This is a genomic window from Aquabacter cavernae, from assembly GCF_003993795.1.
Classification (GTDB): Bacteria; Pseudomonadota; Alphaproteobacteria; order Rhizobiales; family Xanthobacteraceae; genus Aquabacter; species Aquabacter cavernae.
Genome location: NZ_RWKV01000008.1, coordinates 504,359 through 529,847, shown reverse-complemented (window position 1 = coordinate 529,847; position 25,489 = coordinate 504,359). Strand labels below are relative to the sequence as shown.

General features: G+C 67.2%; 20 protein-coding genes. 7 read left to right on the top strand and 13 right to left on the bottom strand.

What is annotated here, in order from left to right; genetic code table 11:
- Positions 1–75: 75 nt before the first annotated feature.
- From EJJ38_RS07110 to yajC, 4 genes are read right to left on the bottom strand one after another with little or no spacing between them, the layout of a single operon-like run.
- Positions 76–456: an Mth938-like domain-containing protein gene (locus EJJ38_RS07110; RefSeq protein WP_245454145.1), complete on the bottom strand. Its 381-nt coding sequence runs from the start codon at positions 454–456 to the stop codon at positions 76–78.
- Between the two features lie 11 nt (positions 457–467).
- Positions 468–1,568 carry a protein translocase subunit SecF gene (gene secF / locus EJJ38_RS07105; RefSeq protein ID WP_127089397.1) on the bottom strand — a complete coding sequence of 367 codons (1,101 nt, stop codon included), beginning with the start codon at positions 1,566–1,568 and terminating at the stop codon, positions 468–470.
- Between the two features lie 10 nt (positions 1,569–1,578).
- The gene (gene secD, locus EJJ38_RS07100; protein WP_127089396.1) at positions 1,579–3,186 is read right to left on the bottom strand and encodes a protein translocase subunit SecD; all 1,608 of its coding nucleotides are present in this window, start codon (positions 3,184–3,186) and stop codon (positions 1,579–1,581) included.
- Between the two features lie 20 nt (positions 3,187–3,206).
- Positions 3,207–3,551 carry a preprotein translocase subunit YajC gene (gene yajC / locus EJJ38_RS07095; protein WP_127089395.1) on the bottom strand — a complete coding sequence of 115 codons (345 nt, stop codon included), beginning with the start codon at positions 3,549–3,551 and terminating at the stop codon, positions 3,207–3,209.
- Between the two features lie 207 nt (positions 3,552–3,758).
- Between yajC and cobS the strand changes: the two genes are divergently transcribed.
- Genes cobS through EJJ38_RS07080 form a run of 3 tightly spaced genes read left to right on the top strand, consistent with a single transcriptional unit; the run spans position 3,759 to position 5,487 of the window.
- A complete protein-coding gene (cobS, locus tag EJJ38_RS07090) occupies positions 3,759–4,544 on the top strand; it encodes an adenosylcobinamide-GDP ribazoletransferase (RefSeq protein ID WP_127089394.1) in 786 nt (261 codons plus the stop codon).
- Positions 4,545–4,570: 26 nt separating this feature from the next.
- Complete coding sequence (locus EJJ38_RS07085; RefSeq protein ID WP_164738449.1) at positions 4,571–4,777, top strand: DUF1289 domain-containing protein; 207 nt, start codon at positions 4,571–4,573, stop codon at positions 4,775–4,777.
- Positions 4,777–5,487 (top strand): TIGR02281 family clan AA aspartic protease, encoded by a 711-nt coding sequence (locus tag EJJ38_RS07080; protein WP_127089393.1) that lies wholly within the window; start codon positions 4,777–4,779, stop codon positions 5,485–5,487. Before EJJ38_RS07085 ends, EJJ38_RS07080 begins: the two co-directional genes overlap by 1 nt.
- 180 nt (positions 5,488–5,667) lie before the next feature.
- Here the strand turns inward: EJJ38_RS07080 and EJJ38_RS07075 are convergent, their stop codons facing one another.
- The 3 genes from EJJ38_RS07075 to EJJ38_RS07065 all read right to left on the bottom strand — a co-directional run bounded on the left by EJJ38_RS07075 (position 5,668) and on the right by EJJ38_RS07065 (position 12,429).
- On the bottom strand, positions 5,668–6,498 hold the full coding sequence (locus tag EJJ38_RS07075; protein WP_127089392.1) for an aldo/keto reductase: 831 nt from the start codon (positions 6,496–6,498) through the stop codon (positions 5,668–5,670).
- 123 nt (positions 6,499–6,621) lie between these two features.
- Positions 6,622–11,550, bottom strand: a complete 4,929-nt coding sequence (locus EJJ38_RS07070) for a glycosyl hydrolase family 18 protein (RefSeq protein WP_127089391.1) — start codon at positions 11,548–11,550, stop codon at positions 6,622–6,624.
- 255 nt (positions 11,551–11,805) lie between these two features.
- Positions 11,806–12,429 (bottom strand): histidine phosphatase family protein, encoded by a 624-nt coding sequence (locus tag EJJ38_RS07065; protein ID WP_245454144.1) that lies wholly within the window; start codon positions 12,427–12,429, stop codon positions 11,806–11,808.
- A 202-nt stretch (positions 12,430–12,631) separates the two neighbouring features.
- Here EJJ38_RS07065 and EJJ38_RS07060 point away from each other — a divergent pair, with 202 nt between their 5' ends.
- The 4 genes from EJJ38_RS07060 (at position 12,632) to EJJ38_RS20285 (ending at position 14,602) form a co-directional block, all read left to right on the top strand.
- Positions 12,632–12,841: a CbtB domain-containing protein gene (locus tag EJJ38_RS07060; RefSeq protein WP_127089390.1), complete on the top strand. Its 210-nt coding sequence runs from the start codon at positions 12,632–12,634 to the stop codon at positions 12,839–12,841.
- A gap of 9 nt (positions 12,842–12,850) precedes the next feature.
- Entirely contained in the window at positions 12,851–13,597 is a 747-nt protein-coding gene (locus EJJ38_RS07055) for a CbtA family protein (RefSeq protein ID WP_127089389.1), read from the top strand.
- A 64-nt stretch (positions 13,598–13,661) separates the two neighbouring features.
- Positions 13,662–14,270 carry a hypothetical protein gene (locus EJJ38_RS07050; protein ID WP_127089388.1) on the top strand — a complete coding sequence of 203 codons (609 nt, stop codon included), beginning with the start codon at positions 13,662–13,664 and terminating at the stop codon, positions 14,268–14,270.
- A gap of 104 nt (positions 14,271–14,374) precedes the next feature.
- A complete protein-coding gene (locus tag EJJ38_RS20285; RefSeq protein WP_164738448.1) occupies positions 14,375–14,602 on the top strand; it encodes a cysteine-rich CWC family protein in 228 nt (75 codons plus the stop codon).
- Positions 14,603–14,643: 41 nt separating this feature from the next.
- On the opposite strand, the gene EJJ38_RS07040 is transcribed toward EJJ38_RS20285, so the two are convergent.
- The 6 genes from EJJ38_RS07040 to EJJ38_RS07015 all read right to left on the bottom strand — a co-directional run bounded on the left by EJJ38_RS07040 (position 14,644) and on the right by EJJ38_RS07015 (position 25,454).
- Positions 14,644–16,821: a malate synthase G gene (locus tag EJJ38_RS07040; protein ID WP_127089386.1), complete on the bottom strand. Its 2,178-nt coding sequence runs from the start codon at positions 16,819–16,821 to the stop codon at positions 14,644–14,646.
- Positions 16,822–17,056: 235 nt separating this feature from the next.
- Entirely contained in the window at positions 17,057–18,199 is a 1,143-nt protein-coding gene (locus EJJ38_RS07035; protein WP_127089385.1) for a hypothetical protein, read from the bottom strand.
- Positions 18,200–18,726: 527 nt separating this feature from the next.
- On the bottom strand, positions 18,727–20,709 hold the full coding sequence (locus tag EJJ38_RS07030; protein ID WP_164738447.1) for a preprotein translocase subunit SecA: 1,983 nt from the start codon (positions 20,707–20,709) through the stop codon (positions 18,727–18,729).
- Entirely contained in the window at positions 20,702–22,852 is a 2,151-nt protein-coding gene (locus EJJ38_RS07025; protein ID WP_127089383.1) for a peptidase M50, read from the bottom strand. Before EJJ38_RS07025 ends, EJJ38_RS07030 begins: the two co-directional genes overlap by 8 nt.
- Before the next feature lie 3 nt (positions 22,853–22,855).
- Positions 22,856–24,745 (bottom strand): GAF domain-containing protein, encoded by a 1,890-nt coding sequence (locus tag EJJ38_RS07020; RefSeq protein ID WP_164738446.1) that lies wholly within the window; start codon positions 24,743–24,745, stop codon positions 22,856–22,858.
- Entirely contained in the window at positions 24,714–25,454 is a 741-nt protein-coding gene (locus EJJ38_RS07015; protein ID WP_274704726.1) for a SapC family protein, read from the bottom strand. The genes EJJ38_RS07020 and EJJ38_RS07015 overlap by 32 nt, the downstream gene beginning before the upstream one ends.
- Positions 25,455–25,489: the final 35 nt, after the last annotated feature.

Below are 25,489 nucleotides of genomic sequence, written 5' to 3'. Positions count from 1 at the left end.
CGGCCTGCGTGAAGGAAAACGCCAAAGATCAAAGAGATCGAGTGTTGCAGCGTTTCGACGAAAGACTCTAACGCTCTAGAAGGCCACGAGGGCCGCGCCCACGCGCCGGCCTTCGCCGAGAAGCACGTTGTAAGTGGCGGCAGCGGCGGGCGTGGGCATCAGCTCGAAGCGCAGCCCGGCATTGCGCAGGGCCTGCTTCTGGAGTTCCGGCAGGTGCGCCGGGTCCCGGCCCGTGCCGAGGAACAGAAGCTCGAAATCGCCGGCTTCCGCGATCACCTGGGCGAGCGCGGACGTGGTGACTTCGGCGAACCGCGTCACCGGCCACGGCCGGATGCCGGACGGCAGCGCCAGAATGGAGCCGCTGTGCGACATGCCCGCGAAGTGGAAGAAATTGTCCGAGTAACCGTCGATGGGCACCCGGCGCGGCAGGAAGGGCGTGTCCGGGCGCTGTGCCACGGCCCGGGCCCTCAGCCGCGCGCCGGGCGGCCGCGGCCCTTGCCGGTGCGGCGCCCCGCGCCACCCGCCGGAGCAGCAGGCGCAGGAGTGGGAGCCGGTGCAGGCGCCGGTGCCGAAGACGCCACGACCGGAGCCGTAGCTTCAATGGCGCTCGTGTCCACGCCGGGCGGGATGATCTCGCCCTCTTCCGCCTTGGGCTGCGGCTTTTCCCCAACCGCGCTGGCGCGCAGGCCCAGATGGATGAGCATGGGCGCCGCCACGAAGATGGTGGAATAGGTGCCGATCACCACGCCCACCGTCATGGCCAGCGAGAAGCCGCGCAGCACCTCGCCGCCGAACAGATACAGCGCGAGACAGGCGAGGAAGGTGGTCAGCGAGACGATGACGGTTCGCGAGAAGGTGGCGTTCACCGAGAGATCGAGCATCTCCGGCATGGGCATCTTCTTGTAGCGACGCAGCATCTCGCGGATGCGGTCATACACCACCACCGTATCGTTGAGCGAATAGCCCATGATGGTGAGGATGGCCGCGATGGAGGTGAGGTCGAAGTCCAGCCCGAGGATCGAGTAGAACATCAGGGTGACGAAGATATCGTGGGCCGTGGTGACCAGCGCGCCCACGGCGAACTGCCACTCGAAGCGGAACCACAGATAGATCAGCACCGCCACGGCGCCCAGGATGAGCGCCACCACCGACTGGCGCACCAGTTCGCCGGAGACGCTGGGACCCACGGTCTCCACGCGGCGCACGGAATATTCGCTGCCGAGCGCACCGGTGATCTTGCCGATGATGGCCTGCTGCGCCTCTTCCGTGGTGCCGAACTCACCCACGCGGATGAGCACGTCACGCGGCGAGCCGAATTCCTGGATCTGCACGTCGCCGAGGTCGAGATCGGTGAGGTGCTCGCGCAGGGACCCGAGTTCCGCCCGCTCCTGGCTGGACTGGGCCTCGATGAGGGTACCGCCCCGGAAGTCGATGCCGAGGTTGAAGCCGAACGCGAAGAAGACGGCGACAGCGATGACCATGATTCCCGCCGAAAGCGGGAACGTCACATGGCGCAGGCGCATGAAGCCGATATTGGTCTGCGCCGGGATATAGTCGATCAAGGGCATGGGCGCGCCTTCAAATGGGCAGCTTGGCCGGGCGCCGCCACTTCACCCACCACGCGATCATGAGACGCGTCAGCGTATAGGCGGTGAATACGGTGGTCAGAAGGCCGAGGATGTAGGTGACGGCGAACCCGCGCACGGGGCCGGAGCCGCCGAGCAGGAACAGGATCACGCCGGTGGCGAGCGCGGTGATGTTGGCGTCCAGGATGGTGCCCAGCGCCTGCACGAAGCCCTTGTCGATGGCGGAGATGGCGGAGCGCCCCTCGCGCGCTTCGTCGCGGATACGCTCGAAGATGACGACGTTGGAATCCACCGCCATGCCGATGGTGAGCACCACGCCGGCGATGCCCGGCAGGGTCAGCGTCGCGCCCAGGATGGACTGCAGGGCGAACATGAGCGTGATGTGGACGGCGAGCGCGATGAGCGCGAACATGCCGAACAGGCCGTAGACCGCCAGCATGAACACGGCCACGAGGCCGGCCGCCACGAAGGCCGCCGTCTTGCCCGCCTCGATGGAATCCTGGCCGAGGCTCGGACCCACGGTGCGCTCTTCCATCACCTTCAGCGGCGCGGGCAGCGCGCCGGCACGCAGCAGGATGGCGAGGTCGTTGGCCTGCTGGACGGTGAAGCTGCCGGAAATCTGGCCCGACCCGCCCATGATGGGCTCGCGGATCACCGGGGCGGAGATCACCTGATTGTCGAGCACGATGGCGAAGGGCCGGCCGACCGCGTCCTGGGTGGTGGTGGCGAAGCGGCGGGCACCGTTGGAATTGAAGCGGAAGGTGACGAGCGGCTGGCTGGTCTGCTGGTCGAAGCCCGGCTGGGCGTCGGTCAGGTCCTCGCCGGAGACGCGCACCTGCTTCTCGACCAGATAGGGCGTGCCGTCCTGGCCGCGCAGCACTTCCGAATCCACGGGCGGGCGCCCGTCCATGGCCTGCTGGGGCGACATGGACTGGTCCACCATGCGGAAGGACAGCTTGGCGGTCTGGCCCAGCAGCGCCTTCAGGCGCTGGGGATCCTGCAGGCCGGGCACCTGGACCAGGATGCGGTCCGCGCCCTGGCGCTGGATGTTGGGCTCCACCGTGCCGAGCTGGTCGATACGGCGGCGGATGATCTCGATGGACTGGTCCACCGCCGAGCGAACGCGGGCATTCAGCCCCGCCTCGGTGAGCGAGACGCTCACCTGGCCGTCGGAGCCGGGCGAGACGGTGAGATCCATCTCGCCGGTGCCGCCGCCCAGCAGGTTGGTGGTGATGGGCGCGGCGAGCTTGCGCAGCTCCGCCACGGCCTTGTCGGTGTCGGCGGGATCGCGCAGGCGCAGCTGCACGGTCACGTCGCGGATCGCGAGGCCCGTATAGCCGATGCGGGCATCACGCAGAACCTTGCGCACCTCGTCGCGCACCTGCTCGGCGCGCTCCTTGCGCAGCGCGGCCCCATCCACCTCCAGGAGGATATGGGAGCCGCCCTGCAAATCGAGGCCGAGCGTGACCCGGCTTGAGGCCAGCCAGTGCGGCAGGGCCTGCACGACGCTGTTCGGCAGGACATTGGGAAGCGCGAACAGGATTCCGAGGAAGGTGATTCCCAGAATCGCGAGCGTCTTGAACCGGGAGAAGTGCAGCATGGTCTTTCAGCGCCGCCGGATCAGGCCGGCGTCTCGTCCTTGGCGGGCTCGCCCTTGGAGCGGACCATGGAGATGTGGGCGCGCAGCTGGCGGACCTTCACATTGTCCGCGATCTGCAGTTCGACTTCGGCTTCGTCAACGACGCGCGCGACCTTGCCCACGAGACCGCCGGAGGTGATCACCACGTCGCCGCGCCGCAGCGAGTTGACCATTTCCTGGTGCGCCTTCGCCTTCTTCTGCTGCGGGCGCAGGATCAGGAAATACATCACCACGAAGATCAGCAGGAACGGAGCGAGCTGGATCAGCATGTCGGTCCCGCCGCCGGCAGCCGAAGCGCCCTGGGCGAAAGCGGGGGTAATGAACATGGTGTCCCTCGTTCTTCAGAATGGAATTGACATGGCCACTCGCCCTCGGCGGCGACCTTGCGAAGCGGCCGGGACTATACTGGTGGCGCCCGGGAATGCAAACGCGCAGCAGCGCTGATCGCACAGGCTTGACCTTCCGGCCGAATAAGGGTCCCAAGGACATCTGCCGCCAGCAAGCCACGGGACCGGAACATGCGGGATTTCAAGATGGTTCGGGACGTCGCCGCGGCGCTGCGCTTCTTCTCGCGCCTGCCGGTTCCCGCACTCCCCGGCGAGGCCGATCCCTACGCACCGCCGGTCCTGCCGCGCATCGCCTATGCGATTCCCCTGGCGGGGGCGGTGATCGCGCTGCTCTGCGGCCTCGTCCTCCTGGCGGCCCGCTGGGCGGGGCTGCCGCCGCTCATCTGCGCGGGCCTCGCCGTGACCGCTTTGGTCATGGCCACGGGCGCTTTCCACGAGGACGGCCTCGCGGACACGGCGGACGGCCTGGGCGGCGGACGGACCGTGGAGGCGCGGCTCGCCATCCTGCGTGACAGCCGCATCGGCACCTATGGCGGGGCGGCCCTGGTGCTCTCCCTTCTGCTGCGGGTCACCGCCCTTGCGGCGCTCATGGACCTTGTCGGCCCCTTGCGCACGGTGTGCGTGATGGTGGCCGCCGCCGCGGGATCGCGCGCGGCGGGCATTCTCCTGCTTCAGAGCCTTCCTGCGGCCCGCACGGACGGCTCGGGCGCCAGCGCCGGTGTGCCGGGGCCGGACGGCATGGTGGGATGCCTGCTGGCGGGCGGGCTCGTGGTGGCCCTTACCCTTGTGCCCACCGTTGGCGTCAGCGCCGCCTTCGCGGGCCTCATCGCCCCCCTGCTCTCCTGGCTGTTCTTCCATCGGCTGGCTAATCGGCTGATCGGCGGCCAGACCGGCGACGTGGCGGGCGCCACGCAGCAGGTGGCGGAGATTGCGATCCTGCTGGGCGTTCTTATCTTCGCCCGTGTGCAGTGAACGAGGCCTGCAGTGAACGAGGCGCGATGACCCAACCTTCCATCAAGACACCCTGCATCAAGGTGTGCGTGGTGGATCCGGCCAGCAGCCTGTGCACGGGCTGCGGGCGCTCGCTCCAGGAAATCGGCTCCTGGATCTCCATGTCGCCCGAACGGCGGATGACCATCATCCGCTCCCTGCCCGCGCGCCTGAAGGTGCTGCGGGCACGCGACGTTGACCGGATACCCGATTGATGCGCGGCGATCGTTTCCTCTGGCTGCTCCTCGGCTTCATCGGCGTCGGGCTCGCCATTCTGGTGATTTTTCACGGCGAGGGCGAGGTGTTCGGCCTTTCCCTGGATCAGTTCGGCCACATGGTGGTGTCGGTCGCGCTCATCAGCGTCATCGGCGCCACCGCCTGGCGCATGTTCGCGGGCAAGGCCGGGGACATGGCGAAGGCCTTCGCCTTCTGGGCGGTCATCGCGGCGGTTCTGGCGGTGGCCTATACCTATCGCGCGCCGCTCCAGGAGGTGGGACAGCGCGTGCTGGGCGAGATGGTGCCGGGCATGGCCGTGTCGGTGGATGCACGCACGGTGGAGATCACGCGCAGCGGCAGTGGCAGCTTCGCGGTGAACGCGCTGGTGAACGGCGCCCCGATCACATTCATGCTGGATACCGGCGCCTCGGTGGTGGTGCTCACCCAGGACGACGCGCGGGCGGCCGGCATCGCTCCGGACGGGCTGCGCTACGACGTTCCCGTGGACACCGCCAACGGCCGCACACGGGCCGCGTCAGTGACGCTGCGCACGGTCGCCGTGGGGTCGATCAGCGAAACCAACGTACGGGCGCTGGTATCCGCTCCAGGCGCGCTGCGCACCAGCCTGCTGGGCATGACCTTCCTCTCCCGCCTCGCCGGGTTCCAGATCGACGGCGACAAGCTGATCCTACGCGGCCCGGCGCGCTGAGGGGGCGATTTCCCCCTCCCTACCCCTCCCCCGCACGCGGGAGAGGGAACCTGTTGTGCCAGTGGAAGGCACGCGCGCCCTCACAATTGGCGTGCGTCATAGCCCTCTCCCGCTTGCGGGGGAGGGTTGGGAGGGGGAAAGACAGGGCGCTTCTTTCAGCCCAGCCGCCTCGCAGCCCCCCTAAAGCATCTCCAGCCCGCGCTTGCGGGTGGGCGGGCGGAAGTCGGCGTCGATGGCCTTCAGATCGTCGGCATCCAGAACAAGGTCCGCCGCCGCCACGTTCGCCCGCACATGGGCCGCGCGGGATGCCTTCGGGATGGCGATGACATCAGGCGTGCGCATCACCCAGGCGAGCGCCACCTGATAGGGGTCCACCCCGTGCTTGCGGGCCACCGCGCCCAGCGCGCCGTCACGCGGCAGGCCCGCCTGCTCGATGGGGCTGTAGGCCATGACGGGAATGGAATGCTGCCGGAGGAACGGCAGGAGATCGAATTCCGGACCACGGCGGCTGGGATTGTAGAGGATCTGGTTCACCGCGCAGGCCGCGCCGCCCGCATCCAGCAATTCCTCCATGTCGTCCGTGTCGAGATTGCTCACGCCCCAATGGCGGATCTTGCCCGCCCGCTGGAGCGCCTCGAAACCTTCGATGGTCTCCTCGAAGGGATGGCTGCCGCGCCAATGGAGGAGATAGAGGTCCAGCCGGTCCGTGCCGAGGCGCTTCAGGCTGCGCTCGCAGGCCGCCACCACGTCGCGGCGGCTGGCATTGTGCGGATAGACCTTGCTGACGAGGAACACCTCGTCCCGCAGCCCGGCCAGCGCCTCGCCCACCAGCTTTTCGGTGCGCCCGTCGCCATACATCTCGGCCGTGTCGATGAGGGTGGCGCCCAGCTCCACGCCGAGCCGCAGGGCGGCGATCTCGTCGGCGGCGCGGGCCGCCTGCTCGCCCATATACCAGGTGCCCTGGCCGAGGGCCGGCACCGCTTCGCCACCAGGAAGGACCACCGTCTTCATGTTCCGCCTCCGTCGCGGGCGGCACCATAGGCCTCCCCGGCGCAGCGGCCAACAAAAAGGCCCGCCGCGCGAACGCGGCGGGCCGGTATTCACGAGGCGCCGGTTGAGGCCGGCGCCAGGGGATCAGACGTAGCCGAAGATCTCGCTGAAGGCGTACTGATCCTGCTCGATGCCGCTGCCCACCGGCGAGACATAGCCGATCACATCGCCATTATCGCGGCTCAGCGACCACATGGAGATGCCGGCGATATCGTCGTTGCTCTCCACGTAATCCACGAGCTGCTGGGCGTCCTCCAGCGTGAAGATCTCGCTGGTCACGTCGTTGATGCCGATCATGGGCGTGATCACCACTTGGGTGTCGAGCCCGATGGCATCCAGCTGCGCGAGGGTCGCCTCGGCGGCCGAGATGGCGTCGTCGCCCATGTCCCCGGTGTCGTAATAGTCGCCGTAGTCCATGGCCATGATGTTGACGTAGGAAATCTCCACGCCGTGGGCCATGGCATTCTGCAGCAGGGCGACGCCCGCGGCGGTGAGGCCGTCGGTCAGGACCGGCAGGGTGTAGGACACCTGCAGACCCGGATTGCTGTCCTGGAGAAGAGCCAGCGCCTCGTTGCGCATGGAATTGGCCTCGGCATCAGGGAGCGCAGCGCCCTCGATATCGAAGTCCAGCTTCGTCACGCCGTAAGTGTCGATCACCGACTGATAGGCCGCCACCAGCGCGGTCACGCTGGAGAAGGTGTTGGCCGCTTCCTGCCCGTTGGCACCGCCGAACGAGATGGTCACGTCCACGCCGTTCGCCTGGAGCTGGCCGATGATGGTGCCCAGCGACGTGCCGTTGGAGAGATCGTCGTCGGTGATGCTGCCGTGGCCGCCCCAGCCGATGGTGTCGGTGCCGGAGGAGAGGAGGAAGGCCAGCGTCACCGCCTGAAGGCCCGCATCCTCGACGATCTGCACCAGACCCTGGCTGCTGGTCAGGGACATGTCCACATAAGGCGAGAAGCTCTTGTCGCCGTCATGGGACGTGCCTTCCGCGTCGGTGGTCACCGACAGCAGATCCGAGGGCTGGGAGGCGCCCGCCTCATCGATGGCCACCACGGAGAAATTGTAGGTGGTGGCCGCCTCAAGGCCGGTGACCTTGTAGGAGGTGGAGCTGGTGGTGCCGATCAGCACGCCGTCCTGGTAGATCTGGTAGCCCGAGACCGTACCGAACCCGTCCACATCGGCCGCATCCCAGCGCAGCGTGAGATCGTCGTCTGACACGCCGGTGGCCACCAGATCGTCCGGCGCATCGGGCACGACCGGGGTCGCGTCCAGATAGCCCACGAACGTCCAGACCTGGCCGCTGCCGATGGCGCCGTTATGGGCCGAGGGATCGATGCCCTGCGTCCACCAATTGGCCTCATAGACGAGGTTGCCGATGCTGGCCCGGTCGCCGCCCACATAGACCTTGGTGGACGACCACGGATCGGCATAGGCGGTTTCGCCATCGTCGTCGCCATCGTCGCCGCCGCCGCCCGTCTCGCCGCCACCGGTCTCTCCCCCGGTATCGCCGCCGCCGGTCTCGCCGCCAGTGTCTCCACCGCCGGTTTCCCCGCCCGTGTCGCCGCCACCCGTTTCACCGCCGGAGCCGGCCAGGGCCGTCTGCCATTCGGCGAGTGCGGAGGCGTCCTTGGCCGTGATGTTGGCCAGGGTCAGCTCGGAGAGCGCCACATCCGTAAGGGTGTAGGTCTGGTTGTTGGAGGGAATGGAGATGACGGTGGAGCCGTTCACCTCGGTGATGGTGAAGTTGTCGGCCGAGAACCAGCCGAAATCGAGCACATCCAGCGCCGTGTCGAAGTTGAGCACGGTATTGGCGCCCCAGGCCCAGGTGATGGTGGTGACGGTCTTCACGCCGTCGCCCACATGCCCGCCGCCCGTGTTTCCACCACCGGTCTCGCCACCGCCAGTTTCGCCGCCACCGGTTTCCCCACCGGTCTCGCCGCCACCCGTCTCGCCGCCCGTCTCTCCACCACCGGTTTCACCGCCAGTTTCGCCACCGCCGGTCTCCCCGCCGCCGGACGTACCGGACAGCGCGGTTTCCCACTTGGCGAGCGCCGAGGCGTCCTTCGTGGAAATGTTGGCCAGGGTCAGCTCGGAGAGCGCCACGTCCGTGAGGGTGTAGGTCTGGTTGTTGGACGGGATGGAGACGATGGTCGAGCCGTTCACCTCGGTGATGGTGAAGTTGTCGGCCGAGAACCAGCCGAAATCGAGCACATCCAGCGCCGTGTCGAAATTGAGCACGGTATTGGTGCCCCAGGCCCAGGTGATGGTCGTGACGGTTTTCACACCGTCGCCCACATGCCCGCCGCCGGTTTCGCCACCGCCCGTCTCACCGCCTCCGGTCTCACCACCGGTTTCGCCGCCACCGGTTTCCCCACCGGTCTCGCCGCCACCTGTCTCTCCACCGCCAGTTTCGCCACCGCCGGTCTCGCCGCCGCCATGCTCGTGGCCGTCCGGCTCGGTGCCGCCCGTGACGGTGCCGCCGCCGGCAATGGCGATGTTGAAGGGGATGATCTGGGAATCCGGCGCGGTGAAGCCGAGCTGGTTGTCCAGATGGTCCTCACGCACCTGCGTGAAGGTGAAGATGAAATTCTCCGGCGAGAGCTGGGCGATGGTCACGCCCAGCAGGATCAGCTTCTGGCCGGTGGCCCCGTCGGCGATCACCACGCCTTCGGAGCTGTCGGTCATGGAGAGCCGCTCGCGGCTGGAGAAATACTTGAAGCTCACCACGTCCGTCGCCGGATCGAAGGCGACGCGGTCCACCTGTCCCACTTCATGCGAGCGGGCATAGACGGTGTTCGCCGCCGGCGTGATGCCCAACTCCCAGGCGAGCGCGCCGCTGACGGCCTCGCGCAGATGGGCGTTGTCGATATAGGCGAAATTGTCCACGGTCAGATCCGCCAGACGCACCCCGAGGATGATCTGGGTCTCGCCGTTCCACGGATTCATGAAGCCGACGCCGTTCGCGGTATCGACGATGATGAAAGCGTGGATGGTGTTGGCGCCGGTGCTGATCTTGTCCTTGGACACATCGAAGCCGGAGATGTCGGCGCCAGAGATGTTGATGGCATAGACCGTGCCACCGGTGCCGGTCTCGCCGCCACCCGTCTCACCGCCCGTTTCGCCACCACCGGTTTCACCGCCGCCATGCTCATGGCCGCCGTGCTCGCCGCCGGTCTCTCCACCGCCGGTCTCGCCGCCGGTTTCACCTTCTCCGGTTTCACCGCCCGTTTCGCCACCGGTCTCACCACCAGTTTCGCCACCGCCGGTCTCACCACCAGTCTCGCCGCCGGTTTCACCCCCACCGGTCTCGCCGCCCGTTTCGCCGCCACCGGTCTCTCCGCCGGTCTCACCACCGTCGATCTCGACGATGCTGTCCAGCACGCCATTGCCGCCCAGCACCACATCGGGGGTCAGGCTGGAGGCGTCGGCGATCTCTTCCAGGCTCTTGCCCAGGACCCAGCTGTCATAAGCCGCCTTCAGCAGGCTTTCGGCCGAGCCGGTGGCGTCGTTGGACAGGTCCCAGAACATCATGCCGCCGAGGCCCATGGACTGGGCCCATTCGGACTTCAGCGCGATGGAGGCCGGGGTCTCGATGGTGGAGAAGATCTTGAGCTGCTCGTTATAGACATAGGCCGCCTGGGCCTCGTCGTCCCAATAAAGCTGCCAGCCGCTGCCGGGCTCCAGCACCTTCTGGAGCAGGTCCTTATAATCATAGACGCCGGCCTCGAAGCTGCCGGGCGCGAGGCCGCTCGTGGCCGCGTTCCAGCCGCCGTCGCCGCCATTGGACACGCCGCTCCAGGCGCGGGTGTACATGGGGGCGCCGAGCACGATGGCGCTCGGGTCCACGCCCGCCGCCAGATACAGCGCCACGGCGGTGGCGACATCGTAATTGCCGCCGATCGTGTCATAGAGCGGCGCCTGATGGCCCGTGGTCGTCTCCCACCCGCCGTGGAAGTCGTAGGCCATCACGTTGAAGTAATCGACGTAGGGCGCGAGGCCTTCCAGGTTGAAGGTCGCGATCTTGTCGGCGCCCGCGGGCGAGGCCACGGAGATGTGGTACTCACGGCCCGTGGAGGCTTCCAGCGCGTCCAACTGATCACGCACCTCGGCCAGCAGCAGCGCGTAGTTCGCGCCGTCCTCGGCCCGCACGGTGTTGCCGGCAAGGCCGCCGCCGCCGGGATACTCCCAGTCGAAATCGACGCCGTCGAACATGGGATACTTGACGAGGAAGTCCACCAGCGACGTGGCAAACACCTCGCGCCCCGCCTCGGTGGCCGCCACGTCGCTGAACGGACCGGACAGGGTCCAACCGCCGACGGCGATGGACACCTTCAGGTCGGGATTGATCGCCTTCAGCTCGACGATCTGATTGAAATTGCCCGCCAGACCCTGGTCCCAGGTATCGGCGATGCCGTCCACGCTGTCGGCGGCGGAGAAGGTCTTCTCCACGGCGGCGTAGGAATCATAGAGCGCCACGCGGCCGGACGAATCGATCTTCGCGAACGCATAGACGAGATCGGTGAGCTGGCTCGCCGGAATGTCGGCGATGTCGAAGTCGCGGCCGTAAATGCCCCATTCGGGGTAATATCCCACGAGCCGGGGCGCGGCTGTCTCGCCGGTTTCCGACGTGCCCGTCCCCGTGGCGGGGGTTTCGGTTTCGGGTGTCTCTGTCACCGGGGTGGTGGGCACGTCCGGCGTGGGGGTCACGGGCGTCACCACCACAGGCGCCGCGGCGTCCGCCTCAGCAAGGGTGGTCGCCCAGGTCTGGCTGGTGCCGGAATCAAGCGCCACGATATTGGCGGGAGACAGGTCCGCCAGGGTGACGCCGGACAGGGTGTAGGTCTGGTTGTTCGAGGGGAGCGAGATCACCACCGAGCCGTTCACCTCCGAGATGGTGAACTGACCTCCCTGGAGCCAGCCGAAGTCGAGCGTGTCGGTGGCCGGATTGAAGGAGAGGAGGGCATTCTGCCCCCAAGCCCAGGTGATTTTCGTCGTCGTCCCCGTCACCATGATCTACCCCGTAGCTGTTTCAACGCGGGCGCACTCTTCATGAACAAATGTAAATATTCAATCCCGCCACGGAACATATTTTATTAACGGCGTACCGCCCAGGCATTATTAAATGAACGTATGTTCATATTTCTCCCATAGATTGTGACCCCGTCACCGCGCCACGGACACATTCGTGTTCCCGCCACATTTCAGCCCTAATGACCTTGCGTCACCCTGTGCGCTGGGAAACGCATTTCCCGACGCAGCGCCCCCTCAAACGGATGACGCCCATGCTTTCCAGGGAACATTCAGCGAGCGGAGCGCCCAGCGCCGCCCGTCATGACTGATCTCGGTCAAGCTGAGCGGCTCCACATCCAGCCGGAAGAAGGCATCGGCCGGGGCGTCCAGCATGAGGAGAACGGCCGCCCTGATGACGGCGGCATGGGTGACGCAGAGTGTGTGACCGCGCGTGCCCACCTGTACGCCGAGCCAATCGGAAATACGCACCCGCAACGCCGCACGCGATTCGCCCCCATGGGGAGCGGCCTCGGGGTCGCTGAGCCAGGCGGCGACCGCTTCCGGCTCGGCCGCGTGGATGTCGTGAAGCGCCCTGCCCTCCCATCGGCCGAGATGGAGATCGCGCAGCGCGTCCTCCTCCTCGGCGACCAGCCCAAGGCCCTCGGCGGTCTGGCGGGCACGCAGCAAGGGGCTGGTGAGGCAGCGGCCCGCCTTGGAAAAGCGCGTGCCTCCTTGCGGCAGCTGCGACCGGACATCCTCGTCCAGCGGCCGGTCTTCCGGAAAGGTGACAGGCTGCGTGCGCGCCGCGGCAGCGTGGCAAAGCAGGGTCAGGCGATGCACGTCGAGGCTCATCCATGGTGAGGAAAAGGCGAAACGCATCAGCGTTTCGTTGACATATACTGCATTGCAGGCATAGCTTTCAGAGTCGTTTGTGGGTTGGAAGCCGGTTGAAGTCCGGCACGGTCGCGCCACTGTAACCGATGCACCCGTTGGGCTATTGCACAGCCGGGGTGCCGGAAGTCAGACCTGATCCGGGACGATCTCTTTTTCCAGTGGGACGCGCCATCCCGGGGAGTACCTGATGTCCGATATTGCTCTGAAGCCCATCGCCGCGCCGGCACCGATCCCGGTGGGGCAGATTCTCCCCTGGGCGGTCTTCGCCGGGCTGATGCTTCTTCTCGCCATCTATTTCGTGGGTGCGGAAGAAGGGGCCACGTCGCTCTTTTCGGGCTCCTACGTGCACGAATTCGTCCATGACGGGCGCCATCTCCTCGGCTTCCCCTGCCACTGAGGCATCCCCATGGTCGGAAATCTTCTGCTCCGCGGCATGATCGTCGGTGCCGTGGCGGGCTTGCTCGCGTTCGGCTTTGCGCGTGTCTATGGCGAACCCTCCGTGGATCACGCCATCGCTCTTGAAGAGGCTGCGAGCCAGGCGAAGGGCGAAGCGCCCGAGCCGGAAATCGTCAGCCGTGAGGTCCAGGCGGGCATCGGCCTGTTCACCGGCATCGTGACCTTCGGCGCGGCGCTGGGCGGCCTGTTCTCCCTCGCCTTCGCCTTCTCCTATGGGCGGCTCACCACGCTCGGCCCGCGCGGCACCGCCGCGATCCTGGCGCTGGGTGGTTTCGTGGCGGTGGTTCTGGTACCGGGCCTCAAATACCCGCCCAACCCGCCTGCCGTAGGTGATCCCGAAACCATCGCCTACCGCACCGAATTCTTCTTCCTGATGCTCGCTCTTTCCCTCGGCGCCCTGGCGCTGGCGGTGGTGGTGGCGCGCGGCCGGTGGCAGCAATTGGGCGGCTGGAATGCCGCGCTCCTCGGCGGCGGCCTCTATGTGGTGCTCATGGCCATTGTCGTGCAGGCCCTGCCCGGCATCAACGAGGTGCCCGAGACCTTCCCGGCGATGCTGCTGTGGGAGTTCCGCATGGCCACCCTGGGCATCCAGGCGATCCTGTGGGCGACTTTGGGCCTTGCCTTCGGCGCGGTGGCGGAACGCTACCTCGCCGGTTCGCGCCCGGGGCGCATCGCTTCGGCCTATGCCGGGCGCTGACGCCGCCCCGTTCGGGACCACGCGCGCCTCGCGACATTCACGCGGAGCGCGGCTCCCGGTCCTGATGGCCGGGCTGGTGGCGGCGCTTGTGTGCACCGCCGTGTCCCATAAGGCGCAGGCCCACCATCCGGTCGATCCCGCCACCCTTGTGGCCAACGGTCTCCCCATCCCGGCCCTGACCCATGGGGAAATGGCCGTGGTGTCGCGCCATGCGGCGGTGATCCGGGAGATGGCGGACGACCAGGGCCGCACCGATCCCACCTTCCGCCGCCTTGCCAATTTCGCGGCGCTCCAGCGCACCTATTGCCTGTGGGGTCTCGTGCCGGGCAGCCTCGCGGACGAGGAAAGCCCGTTCAACGGGTGCCTGCATTCCTATCTGGCGGCGCTGCGGGCCTTGCTGGTCCACATGCAGGACATGCCCGGTGCCGCGCAGCAGGCGCCCCTCCTCGTCCGGCAGATCGATCAGGAAATGGTGGCGAGCGAAGCGGCCGCGAGCCTGTGCCAGCACAGCGCCGAAATCTTCAGCACGGGCCATGTGATCATCCCCGACTGGCGGGACGTGCTGCGCCACCCGCCCAGCATCCTGGCATTGGCCGGCGTCGCATGCGCGGCGGCGGCCGCCGCTGTTGCCGCCTCGGCCTTCGGCCGCACCCCGCGTCCGCCTGCGGCCTGAGAGGCTGTTCCGGACCTTCGCTGTGGAATGATGCCGTTCGCGGGCGTACATGTGCGCCCGTCATCCAGGCCGTCGCACATCGGCCCTTGAGAACGAGGCATGCCGTGCCTGCTGTCCTTCCCGCCCGTCGGCTTCGCTGCGAACGCTGCGGCGTGGACTTCGCCTGCGGCGCGGCCTCGTCCGACACCGGCCCCGGATGCTGGTGCCAGGACCTGCCGCCGCTGAAGGAGAGGCTGCCCGAAGGCGATTGCCTCTGCCCCGACTGCCTGCGCGGCGCGGCCAAGCAGCAGCAGCCCGAACCGGATGGGCCGTCACAGCGCTCCGGAACCTGACCGGAAAGCGGCCGGGACGCGATGCCCCGGCCGGTTGAGCGTCAATTCTTCGCGGCGAGGGCGGCCTTCAGTTCCTGCCTGCGCAGGTGCAGCAGCGGCTCGGTATAACCGCTCGGCTGCACGCGCCCCTGGAAGACGAGGTCGCAGGCGGCCTGGAAGGCGATGGAGCCATCGAAGTCCGGCGCCATGGGGCGGTAGAGCGGATCGCCCGCATTCTGCCGGTCCACCACAGCCGCCATGCGCTTCATGGTCTCCATCACCTGCGCGTGCGTGCACACGTCGTGGCGCAGCCAGTTGGCGATGTGCTGGGAGGAGATGCGCAGGGTCGCGCGGTCTTCCATCAGTCCCACATCATGGATGTCCGGCACCTTGGAGCAGCCCACCCCCTGGTCGATCCAGCGCACCACATAGCCGAGGATGCCCTGGGCGTTGTTGTCCAGTTCCTGCTGGATCACGTCGGACGACCAATTGGGCCGCACGGCCACCGGAATGGTCAGCAGGTCGTCCAACTTCGCCTTCGCCCGGCTGCGGAGCGCGTCCTGCACCGCGTGCACGTCCACCGTGTGATAGTGGGTGGCGTGCAGGGTCGCGGCGGTGGGGGACGGCACCCAGGCCGTGTTGGCGCCCGCCTTGGGGTGGGCGATCTTCTGCTCCAGCATGGCCGCCATCAGGTCCGGCATGGCCCACATGCCCTTGCCGATCTGCGCGTGGCCCGCGAGGCCGCATTCCAGGCCGGTATCCACGTTCCAGGCCTCATAGGCGCTGATCCAGGCGGCCTGCTTCATGTCACCCTTGCGCACCATGGGCCCGGCTTCCATGGAGGTGTGGATCTCGTCGCCCGTGCGGTCGAGGAAGCCGGTATTGATGAAGGCGACGCGGGACGAGGCCGCGCGAATGCATTCCTTGAGGTTCACCGTGGTGCGGCGTTCCTCGTCCATGATGCCCACCTTGATGGTGTTGCGGGGCATGCCGAGCAGGTCCTCCACGCGGTCGAAGATCTCCACCGCGAAGGCGGCCTCCTCCGGCCCGTGCATCTTGGGCTTCACCACATACATGGAGCCCGCGCGGCTGTTGGCCCGGCGCCCGTTGGGGCCGACATCGCGCAGCGCGATGAGCGCGGTGACGGCGGCGTCCAGGATGCCCTCGGGGATTTCCGTGCCGCCCTTCAGCAGGATGGCCGGATTGGTCATGAGGTGCCCCACATTGCGCACCAGCATGAGCGAGCGGCCCGGCAGCACCAGCGTGCCGCCGTCCGGGGCGGTATAGGTGCGGTCGGGATTGAGGGCGCGGGTGAAGGTGCGATCCCCCTTGGTGATCTCCTCCTTCAGCTCGCCGCTCATGAGGCCGAGCCAGTTGCGGTAGACCACGACCTTGTCCTCGGCATCCACGGCGGCGACGGAATCCTCGCAGTCCTGGATGGTGGTGAGCGCGGCTTCCAGCACGATGTCGGACATGCCCGCCACATCGTCCTTGCCGATCACGCTCGCCCGGTCGATGACGATCTCGATATGAAGGCCGTTCTTCTTCAGCAGAACGGCGGAGGGCGCCGACGGCGCCCCGACATAGCCGGCGAACTGGGCGGGATCCGCAAGGCCCGTGGCGCCGACCGAAAGCACGCCGTCCGTCACCGAAAGCGCCCCGGCATTCGTCCAGGAGTCGTCCTTCAGGGGGGCGCTCTCATCCAGGAAGGCGCGGCCCCAGGCGATGACCTTGGCGCCCCGCACGGGATTGTAGCCCTTGCCCTTCTCCGCGCCCTCGGTCTCGGGGATCGCGTCCGTGCCGTAGAGCGCATCATAGAGCGAGCCCCAGCGGGCATTAGCGGCGTTCAGCGCATAGCGCGCGTTCATCACCGGCACCACGAGCTGCGGCCCGGCGACATCTGCGATCTCGGAATCCACATTGGCCGTGGTCACGCTGAAAGCGGGACCCTCGGGCACGAGATAGCCGATCTTGGAAAGGAAAGCCTTGTAGACTTCGAGGTCCAGCGGGGCGCCATTGTCGCGATACCACTGGTCAAGGGCTTCCTGGAGCTTCTCGCGGCGGACCAGGAGCGCATGATTACGCGGCGCCAGGTCGTGGGCGATGGCGGACAGTCCGGCCCAGAATGCATCGCTCTCGATGCCGCTGCCGGGAAGCGCCTCCGTCTCGATGAAATCGTGCAAAGCACCCGCGATTAGCAGCCCGGCGCGTTCCACCCGGGCTTCGGTCCCACTTGCCATCGTCACTGCCAGTCACCCTTTTTCCCGAGAGTGCGATCGCCCCCGTCACGCACTTTGGTGCGTGGAGGGGGCCGTGAATCGCTCTCTATCAATGATTTAGAGGCGAGACCGCATCCTGGGGAGATGCCGGCCGCGGCTGCGCTGTCGGCGGCCTCGCCCTCACCATTCTTCTTCTTTTCCGGTTTGTCACCTGCCGGCGCAGCGGAGCCCTGTGGACCCCGCCGCTCGCCTGTCCCTATTCGTAGAGATAGCCCACCGGACTACCTTCAAGCCGGTCATTGCGCAGGTCCGAGCGGGTGATGATCTGGCCCGCCAGCGCATTCACTTCATCGCGCTGGCTGCGCGTCCAGCGGCGCAGCTGTTCCATGCCGTTGAGGAGGCCGAGGCGCAGCACCTGCGTGTCCTCGCCCATGTCCGTGAGCCGGAGCGCCTTGCCGGCGGTGACGGTGTCGCCTGCCGCCAGTTCCAGGCGCTTGCCAGCGCTGTCCGAGAAGGCTGCCGTGCCGCGAATGACGCGATAGACCACCACCTCGCCCTTCGAGAGCCCCTCCGCATCGGCCAGCGCGGCGGACTTGGGCAGCACCGAGCCGCCGCGCGGATCCGTGGCGATGATATGCCCGGTCACCAGATTGCCGCTGGGCGCCTCGATGCCGAGGTCACGCACGCGCACCGGCATGGGGGCCGTCACCGGCCCCAGCGCATCGGCCGGATAGGCGCGGAACAGGGCGTCGAGCGCCAGCGGATCCTGGAACCAGAAGCCGGCACCGGCCGGGCGGTTGTGCAAGGGATGCTTCCAGGCCGTGCGCGGCGTCTCATCCTCGCGGATCTGCTCCGGGCCCACCACGGTGGGATTGGGGAAGGTGGAGGGATCTGTGATGAAGGCTTCCAGGAACTTGCCCGAATAGCCCATGCACAGGGGATCCGGCACCACGGTCTGGGGCGTCCTGAGGTTCTCCTCCGTGGAGAGACCCGACCACGTATAGAAAAGCTGGCGGTGAACGATGGCGCTTTGCAGCATCACCGCGCCGGGGCCGACATAATAGACCTTCCCGTCATAGTCGAAGGTGAACATGCCGGAGGTGACGAGCACCAGTTGGAAGCCACCGGGCGGAAGATGAAGATGAAAATCCGTCGGCCCGGTATCTTCCCGATAGATGGGAAGGTTCGTCGCCACTTCTTGCAGCAGGAAGGCGTCATTATTGGCGTGCAGCCCCTCCAGCGCACGATGATAGAGGGCCTGGGGCCGGTAGACGGGATCGTAGGTGATGTCCTTGTAGCGATCGACGGCGACGAAATCCGAGCGATTGAGGCTCAGATGCGCGCCGTCCGGCTCGCGCAGACCCGGCCATTTGAAATCGACCATGGACTGGACACCCATAGCAATCTCCCAAGATAAGAAGCTGACGCCATTCCAATCGGCATAAGATAAATATTCTTCCATTTTTAAACTGCGTCAATTTCATATTGAACTTTGGCGCGAGGCGGAACATGGGCTTTTAATTTGGGTGTTTTGAGAATTCTGCAAAGTGATGAAGAGGTGATCACTTGACTGCATTTTAGCGAGATTATTGCTGCATTCAGAGGCGCGCGATACGCATCTGCCTATCAAAGCCTCACATGCCAATCCGCACACGACCGGATCCATGCCCTGCAAGACGCCGTGGGCCTGACGCGCAGGACCTGATCGATCCCCACCATCGTGGTGCTCATGCCCCGTACCGAGCCTTCCGCTTGTCGGGGGTGGCGTCCGAGATCCCGCGCTTGCGGCATGTATCGGCGGTCTTGATGCTGCCTCGCGCGCCTTCAGCACGGAGAGGATCTTCGCCCGGTCGTAGGGCCCGACTTATCCGTGGCAGGAATTCAGGGGAGCACGTGACTGATCCCGCGCGCAATCATCGGCGGCCGTCACTCAAGCGTCCCCGTGATGGCGAGCACGTTTTCCAGAGCCTCGTCCGCATGGAGAAGCTGCCGGCGCACCCGCGCGTGATCCCGCTCCGCATGGCGTTGAGCAAGGCGGAGCGTGAGCCGTGCCAGCGGCTGGAGCCCGAAATGGCCAGCGAAGCGTGCGAGAAGGCGGACATGCGCCAGCGGACAGTTGGCGAGGATCGCATCCTCCAGCGACAATGCCGCGATGAAGACCCCCGGATCTCCCTGCCGCGCGGTACGCCCGGCCAGTTGGCGGTCAACCCGCAGGGAATCGTGCCGCTCGGTCATGATGACGACGAGCCCACCCCCCTCATGGACACCCGGCCCCAGGGCGATGTCCGTCCCTCGCCCGGCCATGTTGGTGGCGATGGTGACCTGCCCCACCAGGCCGGCGCCGGTCACGATCTCGGCCTCGGCAGCCTCGTCCATGGCGTTGAGCACCCTGTGGTCCACCCCGGCCAGCCCGAGCTGGCGGCTCGCCTCCAGCGAGGCCGCGACGGAGCGGGTGCCGACGAGGAACGGCACGCCTTCCATCTGGAAACGTCGCACCGTCTGAGCCAGCGCCTGCCAGCGCGCCTCAGCCGTAGGAAACACGATGTCGGTCAACACCTTCCGTCGGGACGGGCGGTGCGTGGGAATGCGGGCGACGGGCAGGCGATAGACCTCCCACAACTCTCCTGACACCTCCTGCACTGTGCCCGACATGCCGCTGAGATGGCGGTAGCGCCGAAAGAAGCGCTGGTATGTCATCCGCGCCAGCGTGCTGCGGCGGGGCGAGAGCGCCACCTGCTCCTTCAACTCCACGAGCTGGTGCAGCCCATCGCTCCAGAAGCGCTCGGCCATGATGCGGCCGGTATATTCGTCGACGATCTCCACCTTGCCGTCACGGACGATATATTGCTCCCCCCGCAGCATCACATGCAGCGCGGTCAGGGCCTTGCCGACCATGTCCTCCCGCACGGCCATGTTCCGCCACACCCCGCCGCGCACCTCCCCTTCCCGCTCAAGCCGCCCATAGCCCGCGCCCGTCAGCTCGATCCGCCCCTGATGCGCCACATGGACGAAATCGACCCCCACGCGCAGGGCCTGCGCCACCTGGAGTGCCTCGCGCATGAGGGTGGATTCAAGGGTGGCATCCGCCTCCCCGGAGAGGATGAGAGGGGTGCGCGCCTCGTCGATGAGCACGCTGTCCGCTTCGTCCACGATGGCGAAGTGCAGGCCCCGCAGCAGCAGGGCGTTGTCGTCCCGCCGCTCGGCCAGCTTCACCTTGCGGCGCAGGTTTCCACCGAGACGGGCGAGCACGAGGCGGTCCTTCAGGTGGTCGAAGGCAAGTTCCTTGTTGGTGCAATAGGTGATGTCGCAGGCATAGGCCGCCCGCCGCTCCTCCCGTGCCATGCCGGCGACGACCACGCCCACGCTGAGGCCGAAGAAGGCATAGAGCGGGCCGAGCTTTTCGGCATCGCGCCGGGCCAGATAGTCGTTCACTGTCACCACATGCACCGGGCGCCCGCCAAGCCCTGCCGTGACGGCAGCGAGGGTCGCAGTGAGCGTCTTGCCCTCCCCCGTGTTCATCTCGGCGATCATGCCGCGCATGAGGGCGTGGCCCCCCATGAGCTGCACATCATGATGCCGCATGCCGAAGAGCCGACCGGACGCCTCGCGCACAATGGCGAAGGCTTCCGCCAGATCCGCCAGCGCCGGGGTATCCGTGCGCCGGAGCCGCTGGCCGACCGCTCCAGCACGGCCGGCGAGCGCCTCATCCGGCAGTGCGCTCACCTCCCCGGCATGGCCGTGGACAAGGGGCACGATCTTCCGCTGCCGCGCGCTGCGGTGCCGGGCGAACAGCGGCACCACCAGCCCCTCCGCGCGCCGCAGCAGGCGGTCGGCGGAGGTGGGGGGAATAACCTCCCGTTCCGCATAGACCATCGGGTCCAGGTGCAGTGTGGCCGCGACCTCAGACATTGAAGTGCCGGAGGAACACCTGCCGGACCTCCCGCAACCATCGCACCGCGAGCGGCTCGGCAGCGTGCTCGAACCGCACATAGGCCCGCATGCCGATCCGTGCGTCCGCCGGCAGGTCCGCGACGCGCAGATCCACTTCGAACAGGCTGTCCAGCGGCTTGAGCTTTTCCGGTTTCGCGGGATCGATGAGGATCTGTCCGCCGCCACTGGTGGCAAGCGCCGGGTGCGGCAGGTCGGCGACGGCCGCCGGCACCTCGCGCGTGACGGCGGCCTTGAGGATATCGGCCTTGTCGGATGCCAGCCGCACTGACACCGCCCGCGTATTCCGCCGCACCAGATCGATGGCGCCCTGTGGGACGAAGGCCCGCACCACCAGCCCCTCCTGCCCCACGATGTAGCCGACCACCTCTCCCTTGCGCTGGAAGCGGCCGGGAAGGTCGGTGGTATCCATCATGAGCAGGCGTCCGGCAGAGGGCGCCACCAGTGCCAGTTCGTCGAGGCTGCGCCGCATGTCCGCGAGCTTCGCCCCACTCTGGCGGATCTGCTCCCGCAGGATGTTCGCGCCCACCCGGTCGGAGAGGTTCACCGCCTCCAGCTTGATCTGCAGTTCCTCCAGCTCCTTCTCGGCCACATCGGCCTTGAGCTGCAGGAACGGGTCCTCGAGCCGCATCAGCAGCGTTCCCTGCGCCACGTCCGAGAGCCCTTCGGCAGGAATGTCGGAAACGAAGCCGGCAGTGCGCACGCGCAGCGTCGCTTCCTCGTCTGATACCCAGACGATGCCTTCCGCCATGGTGGAATAGGGAAAGGGGATGGCCATGAGGACGATGGCGACTGCGCCTGCCGTTCCGAAAGCGACCGATACGGCCCGTCCCCGGTGCCCCGCGAGTTGCGGGCTGAACAGGACAAAGTGAAGCGCTTTCAGGGCCGGCCAGACGATGGTGCCGGCCACGCTGGCACAGGCGAGCAGCACGCCCACCACGAAGAAGTGCGTGGCGATGAAGAAGGCGACGCCCACCATGACGATGGTGCGGTAGATGAAAGAGCCGATGGCGTAGAAGACAAAGATGGCCGGCTCCCCCGGCGCCGTCACCGGCGTCTCCCGGTCTGGAAGGCCGAAGGCGTGGCGCTGGAAGAGGTGCTTCAGGTACTGGTTCGCCCGCTGGCCGAGGTTCGGCACCTCCATCAGGTCGCTCAGCACGTAATAGCCATCGAAGCGCAGCAGCGGGTTGCCGTTGAACAGAACGGTCGAGAGGCCGCACGTAACCACCACGTTGAAGGCGACGGCACGCGCCATGCCAGGCTCGGCGAGCACCCACACGATCATGGCGAGGGCGGCGAGGGCCACCTCCACGAGGATTCCCGCGGCGCCGACCAGCGCTCGCCGTGTCTTCTGCGGAAAGGCGGTTGAGGCGGAGGCATCCACATAGGGCACCGGCATGAAGGCCAGCAGCATCACCCCGAATTCGTGCACCTCGCCGCCCCACACCTTGGTGGCATAGGCGTGCCCCATCTCGTGCAGCAGCTTGATGCAGGGGTAGAGCAGCACGATCAGCAGCACATTGTGGGCGAGGAACACGCTGTCGAAGGCCGCGCCTGTCATCTGCCGCCAGTTCGTCACCGCCAGCGTCAGGCCCGCCATCAGCAGGACCATCCAGGCCAGCAGGCCCCATATGGTGAAGAGCGGGCGCACGAACGGCAAGGTGGCGGTCAGGAGGCGATCCGGGTCGAGCAGCGGAATGCGGATGGCCAGCGGGTTGCGGAAGCGTGAGACGAAGTCGCGCCGTGCCTGGCGGCCGGCACGTTCGGCGAGGTCCTCAAGGTGTGGCTGCACCCCGCCGAGAATGAGATCTGACCCATGCAGCAGGGAGAGGAGGCGCACCACATCTTCCTGCGTCGGCTGCGCCCCCCCGGGCCGGTCGCAGATAAGCCGCCAGATATCGTCCACCGTCCGGTTACCATCCATCAGGCAGACGACGTGATAGGCGGGCGTGGAGAGGCGATGGAAGCGGCCGGTCTGGTTGTCCTGCACCACATGCCAGACCTTGCCACGGAAGGATTGCCGGTGAACCTGCACATGGGCGCGCAATTGCGGGCACAGTCCGGCAACGCGATACCAGGAGGGGCTGTAGAGCGCTCCAGCCATGGCTCAGGGCATCCAGCGCCAGAGCGACAGGCGCAGCCAGTCCACGAGGCTGCGCGTCCAGATCCACAAGGTACGCCGCTGGTCCACCTCGATCTTCGCCACCCCGCGCATGCCGGGCCGGAACGCCTCGGCGGAGCCGAGCAGCCTAGCTTCCACGCGGAAAGTGTTGCGCCCCTCTTCCGCCTTAGCCACCGGCGTTATGCGGGTGATTTCGACGGGAAAGCTGTCCCCCGGCAGGGCGGCCAGCAACAGTTGCCCTGTCTGCCCCTCCTTCAGGTCCGTCACCTGCGCCTCGTCCACGCTGAGCACAACGCGATAGCCAGAGTTGGGCGCCACCTCGAACAGCACCTGCCCCCGCTGCACGGCCGCTCCGATGGACTGGGAATGGTCGCCCGAGACCAGGAGGCCATCGAACGGCGCCGTCAGGCGCGCGCGGGCGATCTGGGCATCGATGAGCTGGATCTGGGCGTCCGCCTGCTCGATCTGGTTGGTGATGAGCCGCAGTTCGCCGCGGTTGCGCTCGGACAGCGCGCGCTCATATTCGAAGGCGCGGCGCTGGCGCTCGGTGGCCCAGCGCAGGCGCTCGAGCACCAGTTCGCGATCGTCGAGGCTGGCGAGCAGATCACCCTCGCGCACCGTGTCGCCGGCGCGTGCGGGCGCCTCGCGGAGGAAGCCGTCGAAGCTCACCGTCATCGCACGTTGCATCTGGCCTTCCACCTGCGCATCCGCCGACACGCGGTAGGTCTGGTGCCAGAAGGCGAACACCACCACCAACAGCACCGCACCAGCTGCAACGGCCTTGCGCACCGCATGGCGGGGGCCGAACAGCCGTGACACCTGCTCCACGAGGGCATCGCGGGCCTTGATAACCAGCAGCCGGTCATTGAGCCGCTTGTCGTCCAGTACCGGGGCGAGCACCGTCGCCAGCATGTCCAGCAGGCGGGCGTGATCCGGCGTGAAGGGGGCGAGGCTGCTGCGCTCCAGCGTGATGGCGCCGACGAACCCGTCGCGGAGCGGCATGGGAATGGTGAGGGCGGAGCGCGAGCCATGGGCTCGGATGAGTTGCTCGTGCATCCGCACAGCGAGACGGCCGTCCGGCCGTGCCGGCCAGGAGATCAGGGCACGCTGGTCCACCGCCTCGTCCATGGCCTCGCCGAGCATGCGCACGAGGTTCATGTCTTTGCCGAAGCTGGCGCTGTGGGAGATGGCCACCACCTCCACATGCATTCCGCGCACCATGCCGATGGAGACCCTCTCGCAGGAAAAGCGATGGGCCAGTTCAATGGCGATGCCGCGGGCACTGTCCTTGAACCGCACCGGCTCCAGCCCCGCCGCCAGCAGGTCCAGCAGCACCCGGCCTGCCGCCTCTTCCGAACGGCTGCGCGCCAGATGCTCCGAGGCGAGCCTTTCGCGGAGCCACGCGACCCCCCATTGCAGCTGCCGCAAGGACAGGCCAAGGGCATCGGGCGACTGCGCTTCAACCTGGACGACCACCGCGCCGGCACAGGTGTCGCCGAACAGGATGGGAAAGGCGATGAGATGGCCGACGCCATCGGGACCATCCTCCAGCACGCCGCGCTGGCGCGCGCGGGCGGCTTCAAGCGTCGGCAGGAGCGGCACGGCCTCCGCGCCCTCCGGCCACACGGCACGGGGCGGCGCGGAGATGTCCCCCTCCAGCATCACCATCGCCGCCGTCACGCCCCCGATGGCGGCGCATTGCAGGGCCAGCCAGGCGCCGAGCCCGGCCTCCACCGTTTCCGCCCCGGTCAGTCGCGCCCAGGCCGCCTGATCGGCAAACCCGGCCTTGCGGGTGCCGGCAGCGCGGGAACTGGGCAGGGCGGTGAGCACAGGCGCCGGAGCGTCAGGCGGCCGCTTGCGCCGCAACCGCGTCAAGCGCGCGGAGCTTCTGCGACAGGCTCTGTGTGGCGCCGATGCTGAAGAGGTGCGCGTGGAGCGGGCCAAGGAACCCGTTCCGGCGAAGCGAGAGGAAGGCGTCGTCCGGAAGCTCGGCCAGCTTCTTTTCATCGACGATGGACAGGCCATGGATGCTGGCGCTGGGCCCGGTGGGACCCTGAACGTCGATGGTGACGCTTTTCAGCAGTCCCAGATCCTTCAGCGTACCGCACAGGTCTTCCGTGCGCCTGGCCGAGAGGGCGAAATCGGTGATGAGCCGGATCATGGCTGAAAGCGTGGGCGACGCCTTGCCTTCACCATCGAACAGGTACGCCCCCTCCGCCCCGGCGCGGAAACCTTCATAGGACGGGTCCACGCAGACCACCGGCTCGGCGCCGTCCCGCTCACCCAGCATGAAGGGATAGCGGCGCAGATAAGCGGGCAGATAGGTGCCGTTCCAGCGGCCGTCCGCATCCACGAACAGGTTCGAGCCGGGCTTCAGGCCGCACAGGAAGACGCTGGCGAACCGGTTGCCCACGGGGGCGAAGACGATGGGGATTTCGCGGGAAGCGGCCGCGAACTCGTCCACCACCGCGGGAATGAGATGAGACCCGCTCGCGAAGGCGAACGGGGCCTGCGACGGGGCAATCACGTGCGCACGGTGTGCCGTGCTGTCCAGCGGGACAACGGAAGAATAGAAAAGCGGCATTTCCGACATTGTGCTCGATCCTCGATGCGGATCCG